14 protein-coding genes are annotated in these 11,371 nt (G+C 44.3%); 6 read left to right on the top strand and 8 right to left on the bottom strand.

All coding sequences use genetic code 11. The annotated features are described in order from the left end of the window. Window positions 1-291 precede the first annotated feature (291 nt). Together brnQ and Q9R23_RS15725 are read left to right on the top strand one after the other, a co-directional pair. Complete coding sequence (gene brnQ, locus Q9R23_RS15730; RefSeq protein ID WP_311247412.1) at window positions 292-1,617, top strand: branched-chain amino acid transport system II carrier protein; 1,326 nt, start codon at window positions 292-294, stop codon at window positions 1,615-1,617. A gap of 65 nt (window positions 1,618-1,682) precedes the next feature. Further along, entirely contained in the window at window positions 1,683-2,558 is an 876-nt protein-coding gene (locus tag Q9R23_RS15725; protein ID WP_311247411.1) for a DegV family protein, read from the top strand. Between the two features lie 55 nt (window positions 2,559-2,613). Here Q9R23_RS15725 and Q9R23_RS15720 read toward each other — a convergent pair whose 3' ends face one another. The 3 genes from Q9R23_RS15720 to Q9R23_RS15710 are packed head-to-tail and all read right to left on the bottom strand — an operon-like array spanning window position 2,614 to window position 4,273. Further along, window positions 2,614-3,111: a hypothetical protein gene (locus Q9R23_RS15720; protein WP_311247410.1), complete on the bottom strand. Its 498-nt coding sequence runs from the start codon at window positions 3,109-3,111 to the stop codon at window positions 2,614-2,616. Continuing rightward, on the bottom strand, window positions 3,111-3,731 hold the full coding sequence (locus Q9R23_RS15715) for a phosphatase PAP2 family protein (RefSeq protein ID WP_290772576.1): 621 nt from the start codon (window positions 3,729-3,731) through the stop codon (window positions 3,111-3,113). Before Q9R23_RS15715 ends, Q9R23_RS15720 begins: the two co-directional genes overlap by 1 nt. Continuing rightward, window positions 3,731-4,273 (bottom strand): phosphatidylglycerophosphatase A family protein, encoded by a 543-nt coding sequence (locus Q9R23_RS15710; protein ID WP_035406640.1) that lies wholly within the window; start codon window positions 4,271-4,273, stop codon window positions 3,731-3,733. The genes Q9R23_RS15715 and Q9R23_RS15710 overlap by 1 nt, the downstream gene beginning before the upstream one ends. Before the next feature lie 145 nt (window positions 4,274-4,418). Between Q9R23_RS15710 and Q9R23_RS15705 the strand changes: the two genes are divergently transcribed. After that, complete coding sequence (locus tag Q9R23_RS15705; RefSeq protein ID WP_311247409.1) at window positions 4,419-4,931, top strand: YjcG family protein; 513 nt, start codon at window positions 4,419-4,421, stop codon at window positions 4,929-4,931. 4 nt (window positions 4,932-4,935) lie between these two features. Here the strand turns inward: Q9R23_RS15705 and Q9R23_RS15700 are convergent, their stop codons facing one another. Together Q9R23_RS15700 and fabI are read right to left on the bottom strand one after the other, a co-directional pair. Continuing rightward, window positions 4,936-5,154, bottom strand: coding sequence for a hypothetical protein (locus Q9R23_RS15700; protein ID WP_035406634.1), 219 nt, complete (start codon window positions 5,152-5,154; stop codon window positions 4,936-4,938). 119 nt (window positions 5,155-5,273) lie between these two features. Continuing rightward, on the bottom strand, window positions 5,274-6,047 hold the full coding sequence (fabI, locus tag Q9R23_RS15695; protein ID WP_311247408.1) for an enoyl-ACP reductase FabI: 774 nt from the start codon (window positions 6,045-6,047) through the stop codon (window positions 5,274-5,276). 144 nt (window positions 6,048-6,191) lie between these two features. On the opposite strand from fabI, the gene Q9R23_RS15690 reads away from it, so the two are divergent. Next, window positions 6,192-7,361: an FtsW/RodA/SpoVE family cell cycle protein gene (locus tag Q9R23_RS15690; RefSeq protein ID WP_035396680.1), complete on the top strand. Its 1,170-nt coding sequence runs from the start codon at window positions 6,192-6,194 to the stop codon at window positions 7,359-7,361. Between the two features lie 53 nt (window positions 7,362-7,414). On the opposite strand, the gene Q9R23_RS15685 is transcribed toward Q9R23_RS15690, so the two are convergent. The 3 genes from Q9R23_RS15685 to yjbM are packed head-to-tail and all read right to left on the bottom strand — an operon-like array spanning window position 7,415 to window position 9,783. Continuing rightward, a complete protein-coding gene (locus tag Q9R23_RS15685; RefSeq protein WP_214854679.1) occupies window positions 7,415-8,299 on the bottom strand; it encodes an RluA family pseudouridine synthase in 885 nt (294 codons plus the stop codon). Between the two features lie 25 nt (window positions 8,300-8,324). Then, window positions 8,325-9,128: an NAD kinase gene (locus Q9R23_RS15680; RefSeq protein WP_035406625.1), complete on the bottom strand. Its 804-nt coding sequence runs from the start codon at window positions 9,126-9,128 to the stop codon at window positions 8,325-8,327. 10 nt (window positions 9,129-9,138) lie between these two features. Further along, window positions 9,139-9,783, bottom strand: coding sequence for a GTP diphosphokinase (gene yjbM, locus Q9R23_RS15675; RefSeq protein ID WP_035396676.1), 645 nt, complete (start codon window positions 9,781-9,783; stop codon window positions 9,139-9,141). Between the two features lie 96 nt (window positions 9,784-9,879). Between yjbM and Q9R23_RS15670 the strand changes: the two genes are divergently transcribed. Beyond that, window positions 9,880-10,461, top strand: coding sequence for a CYTH domain-containing protein (locus Q9R23_RS15670; RefSeq protein WP_290759465.1), 582 nt, complete (start codon window positions 9,880-9,882; stop codon window positions 10,459-10,461). A gap of 94 nt (window positions 10,462-10,555) precedes the next feature. Next, a complete protein-coding gene (locus Q9R23_RS15665) occupies window positions 10,556-11,347 on the top strand; it encodes a DsbA family protein (RefSeq protein ID WP_311247407.1) in 792 nt (263 codons plus the stop codon). Window positions 11,348-11,371 lie beyond the last annotated feature (24 nt).

The raw sequence follows: 11,371 nt of genomic DNA, 5'->3' as shown, positions 1-11,371 counted from the left end.
CTGTTTAAAAGCTTCGGTGATAAATTTTCAGAAAATATTGTTTTCTTAGATTCTTCATGTTATCCTTAGAAAAATTCAAACAGGAGGTTTTAAACATGACATATACATCGCTCATCCAAGTACGACTGATTGTGATTATGACCAGGGACTGAAGATTCATTTCTCGATTGAGAAGATGAAGACCAGGCCCTTTTCGTCATTTCGACAAGGCGTCTGATCACACGACGCCTATCCACGCACATCGTGGATGAGGCTTTTTTTATTGAAATTAGAATGAATGGAGGACAACACATGTTTAAGACAAAAGATACGTTCGCTTTAGGATTTATGATCTTCGCATTATTTTTCGGTGCAGGTAACCTAATCTTCCCACCAGAACTCGGCGCCCTTGCAAGTAAACAATTCCTCCCAGCCATCCTCGGCTTTATCGTGACAGGTGTTGGTCTTCCGTTGCTCGGCTTACTTGCTGTCGCATCCATCGGAGGCGGCATCAAAACGCTTGCTGCCCCTCTCCCTCGTTTTGTAGGTGCTGCCTTGACGTTTGCTCTCTACGTTGCCATTGGACCTTTCTTCGGAATCCCTCGGACATCGGTTGTCACGTATGAGCTCGGTGTTGTACCATTTCTCGGTGCGCCTTCACAAATGACATTAGTTCTCTCATCAAGTCTCTTTTTCATTGCTACGCTTTACCTCGTATTGCGTCCTGGTAAATTACTTGAAATCATCGGACGTTTCATCACACCTTTATTGCTGATTGCACTTGCTGCGTTAAGCATCAGTAGCATCGTCTCACCACTTTCAAGTGTCGCTTCACCAAGCAAAGCCTATGAGACGACAGGTCAAGCATTCATCCAAGGTTTTCTTCAAGGATACTTAACGCTTGATGCACTCGGCGCCTTAGTCTTCGGTGTCGTGGTACTTCATACATTAAAAAGTCGAGGCGTTCATGAACGAACAGCACAATTTAAAGTCGTCACTCGTGCTGGAACGATTGCTGCGGTTGCTTTGACTCTCGTCTATATCGGACTCGGAATGATTGGACGTAATACATTTGCCGCAATCGGAAAAGTCGATGGACCAACACTTCTTCAGCATTATGCGAATACAGCGTTTGGCTCAATTGGTTTAGCTGTACTTGGTCTTGCGATTCTACTTGCATGCTTGACGACAGCAGTTGGTCTCGTCACCGCATTTGCAGAATATATGATGACTCTTTCTGCACGTATCACATTAAAAACAGCAAGTATCTTCACGACTGTTCTTGGTCTCACAGTATCTATCGTCGGATTACAGACATTGTTATCAATTGCCGTTCCCGTGTTGATGTTCCTTTATCCAATCGTCATCGTCTTAATCGCACTAACATTCATGCGTCATCTGTTCCGTCGCAAGTCGGTCGTTTATCAGTCCACTCTTGGAGTAACGATTTTCTTCTCACTTTGTAGTGCGTTAAACCAACTCTCTCTTTTCCCGGGAAATCTCAAAACCTTCTATCAATCACTTCCTTTAGTGGATCAAAGTTTAGAATGGTTATTTCCGACACTTATCGCCTTTGGTATCAGTTCATGGTTTGGACACGTTTCCACCGCTTCAGTCACACAAAAACGCGCTAGCTAGTGATTCCGTTTTCGTAGCTATGGTATGATGAACAAAATGGTTATATTAATGGAGGCGTCATATACATGGATAAGATTGCTTGGATTACCGACAGCATGGCTTTTTTCGAGCCAGGAGAGGCTGAAAAAATCGGAGTCCATGTGATACCGACATTACTCATCTTGAACGGGGAGTCTTACCGGGAGTATGTCGATATCTCGATTGAACAATTGAATCAAAAAATGCAGGACGATTCGAAAATTTCACCTACGACTTCGCAACCGTCTTTTGGTGACTTCGTAACTCTATATGAACAGTTACTCGAAGACGGTTATGATTACGGATATGCGATTCACATCACGAGTGGCTTAAGTGGTGCCTACTCCAGTTCGGTCGCTGCAGCTGAGGCTGTCGGTTTCCCGCTCTATGCGATTGATTCATACACGGGTGCTGCCAATCAACAAGAACTTGTCCGGATCGCACAGCGACTAGTAGCTGCTGGTAACGATCCAAAGGAAGTCATGTCGACACTTGAAACGTTTAAACACAAATCGCATTTTTATTTGATTATTGGAAATATGGAGACGATGCGACGTGGTGGTCGAGTTTCAGGAAGTCAATTTTTATTAGCGAACATGCTCAACATCAAGCCGATCGTTCAATTTAATGAAGAAGGACAGCTTGTTCCTTTCAAGAAGGTACGCTCGATCAAAAAAGCTTTTAAGGAAATGGTAAGCGAGATCACTTCTAAAGTGACAGCACAAGGAATCTACGATCGAACACTATATATCGGTCATACGCTCGCTCATACTGCTGCTGAAGAATTGAAACGTTTGATTGTAACGGAACATCCTAAAATCAACGTTCGTATCACGCAATTCGGTCCTTCCATCTTGGCACATGCTGGTGCTGAGACGGTCGGCGTGTTCTGGTTCGACGACATTTCTCTACCTACAACTTGATACCTAACATTAAAAAATAAAGAACCGGACAGTCTTAAAAAGACTGTCCGGTTCTTTATTTTGTTTCGTATTTACGAAATAATTCTTCTAGCAACATCGCTTCGTCCAACGTACGATGAATCGGTTCGTGCGGAAGTGCGATTTGATTCGATAATGTGTCGGAAGGATATACATCAAACGACACTTGTTCCATCTCAATAATATACTCAAGGATAGAATCAAGTGAGCTTTCCTTTTTAAATTGACGAAGCCAGTTTTCATATCGACGATCTACTTTTCCCTCTTTCAGCAATATCTCTCCACTAGCAATGATTGCCCATTTAGGCGGCGCATCGATTTGGAAAAGTTCCAACTGCTGATATTCTTCCATCGTTCGTTTCGTCACCGGAATGACACCGTTGATTGAGACCAATCGTTTTAATCTAAGATGCGCTCGCAACGTCATGAATCGCGGTCGTCCGGCGACTCGCTCAACAAGCAAGGTCGGTTTATCAATGGAACGCATCGTTTCTTCATCAAATAATAAACTATGATCTACATCTAATACTAGCATTAAGACACTCCTTTTTTTCTGCGGGAGACGATGAATACATAGGAGCTACATAAAAGAATCGCGGCAAAACAATAACCACCGATGACGTCTGAAAAATAATGAACGTTTAAAATGATGCGGGAAGCTCCCATGGCAAGAAATAACCCAATCGTCAACACCGATACGATTACTTTGCCCGTCGTTTTTAAATGCCGGAAAGCGACGACAAGAAATCCTACATATACAGCGAATGCCATCGCGGAATGACCACTTGGAAAACTATAGCCAACACCACCAACTAGCTCATTCAATGAAGGACGTTCTCGTACGAAGGCAAATTTGACGACTTGATTCAACGCTCCTACAGAGATTGCCATCAATACATACCAAATACTTGCGATACGATCTCGCCACAAGACATAACTCACTACTCCAAGTAACACCGTCATTGTCATCGCCCCAGGACCAGAGCCTAGTTGAGTGAACCAAGAGACATAGTCCCCTGGAACATGTTGAGACATGTACGACGATAATTGAGCGTCAAATAAAAAATAGCCCGTCATTCGAATCGAGACGGCGATGATCACAAACAAGACGACAGCGATGGATGCACCCACCCACGCCGCTCTTGCCCCCCGCATTAGTATGTCCCCTTACGTTCTTCTAATTCTTCTGCTGAATAATCTTCCTTATCCCGCAAACGATGCGCCAAACGCCCTGATGCATTTGCTGCGATGGCTGCAACGATATCGTCCATGAACGTATTGACTTTTCCGTCTCCGAGCTTCGTATCCAGTTCTTTGATGATCCCAACTTTCGCCTTATCCAAATATCCGAATGTCGTAACAGCGATAGAACCGTACGTATTGACAGCACCAATCGCAATCGTTTCATCTACGCCAAATAATCCTTCATCGCTTTGGATGATGGACAAGAGTGGTTCTGATAATAATCCTTTTTCAGCAAGAATATCTAATTCTGCCCCGACAAGGATCGCATGTTGTAATTCACGCTTTTCAAGAACTCGTTCAACCGAACTGACACATGTTTCTACTGTCAGATCCACTGTGTATGGTGCTTGCATTTGGTAAACGATCTCAGCAATCGCATGAATCGTCACCCCGCGTTCATGTAACTTGTCAATTGCTGCTTGTTTGACCTCTTTTGAATGTGTTTTCTTCATGACTGTATCCACCTCTCCAACAAAGTACTTCATTAGTATACACGGATTCTAAAGCTCCTCTCAAACTTCTTTGACATCGACGCCAGAATCCGTCATGATTATTTTGTAAAGCGTTATCATTTCAGGGGAAAGTAGGGGATTTTCGATGAACATTGGGGTTGTATTGTTTCCATCGAAACGCGTTCAAGATTTTGCCAATTCATACCGAAAGAGATATGACTCGAAGTATTCACTGATCACACCGCACATCACGTTACGGGAGCGAATGGGAGTCGATGAGACAGAATTAGATCACATCGTGACAGAGTTAAATCGAATCGCGTCCGAAACGAAACCGGTCAATCTGCACATCCAAGGAGCACGGTCGTTCCATCCGACGAACAATGTCTTGTTCCTTAAAGTAATGCCATCGGATGAGTTAGAACAATTACATCGCGCCTTGCATACAGGACCACTCGCACATAAACCGAAATACGATTTCTTGCCACATATCACGATTGGTCAAGAACTGTCGGATGTCGAATTGTTCGATGTACTAGAACGTCTCAAGATGGAAGATATCCGTTTCCAAGAAGATGTCACGAAAATGGCTTTATTGTATGAACTGGAAAATGGAGCTTGGAGTGTCTACGAGACATTCCGCTTTACAGGTCAATGAATGATTAAACTTCCCGGTCGAAGCTTCGACCGGGAAGTTTTAGTTCTGGTAACACTCCATATGCATTCGCCTGTTCTTCTAAAAAATCTTGCGTTTCATGTTCTCGATAAGGATCGACTGGGCGTATCGGTTGAACCCTTGCGACCGGTTCAGTTTTCAGTTGTGGGTCGACTCGTACTTGACGATTCACATATTGTACGACCGTAAAATCGATTGCGTTCATCCTCTGCACTTCCTCTCCCCTTCTAATTCTAACGTTGTTCATAATTGACACTTCCCCGATTAAGCACAAAAAAAACCAAGCTCCCCTCCTAAGGGAAGCCTGGTTCACTAAATCACCTATTACAGAATGTGGAATCCACTATCGACGTGAAGGATTTCTCCTGTTACACCACTCGACATTTGCGAAAGTAAGAATAATCCACTCTGACCGATTTGTTCCGTCGTAACGTTACGGTGAAGTGGCGCGCGTTCTTCGATGCTATCAAGGATTGAGTTGAAATCGCCAACACCTTTTGCTGAAACTGTCCGGACCGGACCAGCAGAGATCGCATTGACACGAACACCTTGCTGTCCGTATTCAGCAGCGAGATAACGAACGCTAGCATCTAATGCTGCTTTCGCAACACCCATGACGTTGTAGTTCGGAACCATCTTCTCACCACCAAGGTACGTCAATGTGATGACAGATGCGTCTTCTGTAAAGAAGTCTTTCGCTGCCTTGACGACTGCCGTCAAACTGTAGGCAGAGATATCAAGTGCTTGCGCGAACTGTTCACGTGTCACACCAGAAAATTCACCACGAAGTGCTTCTTTATCCGCGAATGCGATCGAGTGAGCGATTCCTGAAATCTTACCGTGATCTGCATGGATCGTCTGGAAGACCTGTTCGATTTCTTCATCACTCGTGACATCACACGTATAATAAGAAGCCGGACGTGATAATTCCTGTCCTAATTTTTCAAGTGGTGCTTTGAAACGTTCCCCGACATATGTAAATGCGAGGCTTGCTCCAGCAGCGTCGAGTGCACGTGCGATACCCCATGCAATCGAACGTTGGTTGATGACGCCCATGACGACGTACGTCTTGCCTTCGAGTGAAGGATAAATATTCATGATAAAGTCCCCCTTGAATTAGTACCTGGTAATAAAACCTATCTTCAGGTTACAAAAACGTAACGCTTCTGTCAACCATCGCTCTTGATATTGCGGATTTGATAAATTACGGTAATATAGAAAGAGATAGAAAGTAGGGATGAAATGAATCGATTCAAATCATTTACACAACGTTATGATCATACGTTGTTGTTTTTACTCGCCTGTCTGATGGTCATCAGTATCATCGCCATCTATACAGCACAACCTTCGCTTAAAGGTGCGATCAGTGCCATCAACTTCTCTGCCAAACAAATTCAATGGTATGTCATCGGCTTCATGGCGTTATCCGTCGTCATTTTCATCGATTATGAACAGTTGAAGCGATTCCACTGGTTTTTATATGGAGCAGGTATCGTGTCATTGATCGGTCTTGTCGTTCTTCGAAACACACCAATCGTCACTGAAATCAAAGGGGCATACGGTTGGTATCAATTCCCCGTTATCGGTACGGTTCAACCGGCTGAGTTCATGAAGTTCTTTTTGATCGTGACGCTCGCTGCCGTCATTACCGAGCACAATGCGCGTTATGTTCAACATGAAAGAGATCTCTTGTTACTTATCAAGTTAGTCGCGGTTACAGCCTTGCCGCTCGGTCTTATCATCATTCAGCCCGATTTAGGGATCGGTTTGATTCTATGCGTCATCTTAGCATGTGCGATGTTGTTATCCGGACTAAACTGGAAATGGCTTTTAACGATGTTCGGTCTGTTCGCAGGAGCCGTCATCATCTTCTTTTACCTGTTCTTTTTCCAAAATGATTTACTCGCAACCTTTTTCCCAGGTCACGCGATGAACCGGATCATGGCTTGGTTGCAACCGTTCGAATATGCGGATGATCTGTCGTACCAGCTCGTCCAAGCAATCAACGCTACAGGTTCAGGGCAAATGTTCGGCGTTGGATACGGGAAACTGCAAGTGTTCGTTCCGGAATTGCATACAGACTTCATCTTTACGACGATTGCCTCTCACTACGGTTTCATCGGGGCTGCCATCGTCTTGATCGTATTGTTCCTGTTCGTCTATCGGTTGATTCAGATTGCTCTCGAGACAGCGGATCCATTTGGTACCTATATCGTGACAGGATACGTCGCGATGTTTACGTTCCAAATTTTCCAAAACATCGGGATGACGATTGGTGTCTTACCGATCACAGGCCTTCCCCTACCGTTCATCAGTTATGGTGGATCAACGATGATCGTAAACCTCGTCGGTCTAGGATTGATCATGGCAATCGCCTCTCAATCTCGGATTTCCATGTTCGATGAAGACTAAACACAAATAAAAGGCAGTGGACCAAGTCCATTGCCTTTTATTTGTGCACTTTATCATTCCAGTCGGAGATCCTCAGGAAGTGGTGCTTCAAAACGAACCTGTTCTCCCGTCGCAGGATGAAGGAACGTTGCTGACGCACTATGAAGCGCCTGACGCGGAAGTAACGGGTTCCCTTGATACATCGTATCGCCAATCAAAGGATGCCCAAGAAAAGCAAGGTGGACACGAATTTGGTGTGTCCGACCTGTCTCTAGTCGGATATCGAGTAATGAGATTTCTTGGTCAAAGGCTCGAACTAGACGGCTATTTAAGATATGTGTGATGGCTCGTTGACCATCTGGTCGTACCATCCGTTCCATGAAGGAATGATCAGTTTGACCAATCGGTTGATCAATTGTTTGTACCGGTACGTTTCCGGGTGCATACGCTAAATAATGTCGTTCTAATTCATTGGATCGTTGCATGAGACTCATCCGGTGATGGGCAAGCCCGTGTTTCGCGAACAAGACAAGACCACTCGTATCACGATCGAGTCGATTGACGATATGGATCGCATACGGAATTCCTTGTTTTCGATAATAACCAAGAACATAATTCGACAATGAGTGTTCCGGATGCAATCGTGACGGAATCGATGCCATCCCCGGTGGTTTATTGACGACGAGTAACCAATCATCTTCAAACAAAATATCGAGTTCCCCTTCTGTCGCTACCATGTCCGGTGCTGGTGTTTCTTCCGGGAAGAAGACGTGGACGCGGTCACCCACGCACAAGACGTCGTGGACGTTGACATGATGACCGTTCCGCGTGATATCTCCATGATTTTTGATTGATACTAACATTTTTCGTGAGATACCTAGACGGGTCGTACAAAAATGACTGACGCGCCAGCCATCCTCGATATCAGTAACCGTCTGTCGTAGCTGAAATCCATTCATGTTTCTCTTTCCTTTACATACTGCGTCAACGTCTTTCGTCTGCCAGGAAAGATTCCCGCACCCGTTGCCAAAACGGGAAAGAACGAAAACGAGCAAATTTCACTTTTTTATCTGATACCCGACACCGGATCGATGTCACATTTTGATGGACAATCGAAGCATAGTGGTCATAGGTCATCTGAAAATCAATCGGATTGACGGGACGAATTTCGACATCATGATGTTTCGGTAATAACATCGGTGAGCCGATCGTCCGGTAAACACGATTATTGATCGAAGCCATTTCTGTAATTTGGATCGCTTCGAGTGCCGGGTGGACGATCGCACCGCCGAGCGCCTTGTTATATGCCGTCGAACCAGAGGGTGTCGATATACATAACCCGTCACCTCGAAACGTCTCAAAATAGTCGCCTCGAATCGATAAATCGCAGACGAGTGTTTGATTGAAACTTTTGATCGTACACTCGTTCAAAGCAAGCAGTTGATTATGCGAGCCATCCGCATAGTCAATTGATAGTTCAAGCAGCGGGTATTCGACCGTCGCTAAATCCTGCTTCGCGATATGATCAATCAACTCATCCATCTCTTCAGGACGCCAATCCGCATAAAAACCAAGGTGCCCTGTATGAATCCCTACAAGGGTAATCGTCTCTACTTGATCGAGATACGAATGGAACGCTTGTAACATTGTCCCGTCTCCCCCGATTGAGACGACGATTTCCGGTTGACTGACATCAAGCACACATCCCCGCTCCGTCAACGCCTGCTCGAGTTGTTGTTTTAGCGCATGAGAACGCTCATCATCACGAGCCGTGATTGCAAAACGCATGGTCATCCCCCTACTCTTTTAATCGTTCCGACGCCTTAGCGTCGCGTTGAAAGACGAGTTGCGCGTCTTGGATTTCTACTTTCAATTGACTCATCTCCGCATCAAGCAAAAATGCCGCTTCTGCCGCCCGCCGCAGGCGCTCACGCGTTTCTTCCGGAATGTTCCCTTGGTACTTGTAATTTAACGAGTGTTCGATCGTCGCCCAAAAGTTCATCGCAAGCGTCCGAATTTGAATCTCGACTAATGTCGGTACTTCACCTTCGATCGTCTGTACTGGATAAGCAATGATGACGTGATACGATCGATAACCACTATCCTTCTTTTGAGTGATGTAGTTACGTTCCTCGACGATTTTAAAATCACCGCGCGAACGTAATAGTTCAAGAACATGAATGATATCATCGACGAATTGACACATGATGCGTAATCCGGCAATATCCTGCATATCTTGTTCCAATGATTCACGCGCAATTGCTTTTCGTTCTGCTTTTTGAAGAATGCTTTTTACAGGTTTGACCCGTCCTGTGACAAATTCAATCGGTGAATGCTCTCCCCGTTGCTGAAATTGTTTACGAATCGCTTTTAGCTTTACTTTCAACTCATCGACCGCGATTTGATACGGCGCAAGAAATAAATCCCAATTTTCTTTTGTCATCTGATTTGTCACCACTTTTAATCGAATAGTATTGGTTCAGTGCCTGTTCCTACCTCATTCATGTTATCATATTTTCAGACATTCAACTAGAAAGGCGTGATTCCGATTAGACAAGAATTGGAAATCGAATTCAAGAACTTATTGTCTGAACAAGAATATCTATCGTTATTTACCCATTATGCGTCAACTAAACAACCCATTTGGCAAGCAAATGATTATTTTGATACGCCTGATTTCGAACTTCGAAAAAAAGGTGCTGCCTTACGGATACGTGAAAAAAAACAAGGACTCGTCCTTACTTTAAAACAACCTCATGAAAATGGATTGCTTGAAACACATGTCACACTATCAGCAAGTGAAGCGGAAGATTTATTCAAATACGGTCTGATTCACTCCGAAGAGATGAATCACCAGTTGTCGTCTTTTGACTTGCAAGGTTCGTTGGAACATTTAGGACGTTTAGAAACCGAACGCATCGAGACGGTGCTTCCAGAAGGCTTACTCGTCCTTGATAAAAGTCGCTATCTCGGACATACAGATTATGAGTTAGAGTTTGAGGTCAGCAACTTCGAACAAGGGCAAAAGGATTTCGAGCGACTTCTTTTAGCACACGATATTCCGCAGCGCAAAACTAAAAATAAAATCGTTCGCTTCATGGAACGTAAAGCGCTTACTTGAATTTTCGTGTAGGACTGAACAAGCAAAACCTTTGCTCTTTCTTTTTTTTCGTTGCTAAAATAGGGTAACGATAACAACAGGAAGGGGTGAACGGATGGAACACGCACAATGTAACGGATCTTATTGTTCATTGGACGAACCATCGATTCAACAACCGACGAAACCTCTGGAAATCTATCATTTTCTAGATGTGACACAAACGGACGGTTTACGGTTGATACCCGTTCTCAAGAAATTAGAGATAGAATATGGTCATCTTTTTCGTCTCCGCACGATTGCTACGATTCCTTGTGCTCCTTCACGTTCCGCGTGCGATATGTCACCACTCGTCATCCTGAAAGCAATCGAGCTTCAAGGAAAAACGTTTGGTATGCGGTTCATGCGACGCCTTCGGATGCTTCATAATGTCGAAGGTGCGAGTGCTTACAGCCGTCCATCATTGATGCGGTTAGCCGAAGCATTGACAGAGTATGGTCTGGATTTAGGTGAATTCCACCGTGATGTCTCGTCGGACACGATTCAGCAAATGCTTGAGAAAGAGACTGAACTGGTCACGGAATGGGATGTCCGAATTCTTCCGACACTCGCTTTCGTTGGAGATGAGGAAGCCATTAAGGCTGAAGGACCTTATGAGTATTTGGTCTATGTTTCGATCTTAAGTGAACTGCTAGATCATACGATTGAAAAACAACCGAAGCCACCACTTGAACAATTCTTGAGACGGTATGAAACAGCAACTACGGCTGAAATTGCCTTTATTTATGACGCTCCTGAATCCCAGATTGAACACGAACTAAAAAAACTGGTCTTACAACAGAAATGTGCTTCTCTATCGTATTGTGATGGAAAAGTATGGCGTCATTTAAAAGATTCAGCACATGCTTAATACAAAAAAGGACAGTGAAGCGAA

The sequence above is a fragment of the Exiguobacterium sp. BRG2 genome, from assembly GCF_031844245.1.
Classification (GTDB): domain Bacteria; phylum Bacillota; class Bacilli; order Exiguobacteriales; family Exiguobacteriaceae; genus Exiguobacterium_A.
Note: the sequence above shows the minus strand (reverse complement) of the source record. Positions and strands in the feature narration are given on the sequence as shown.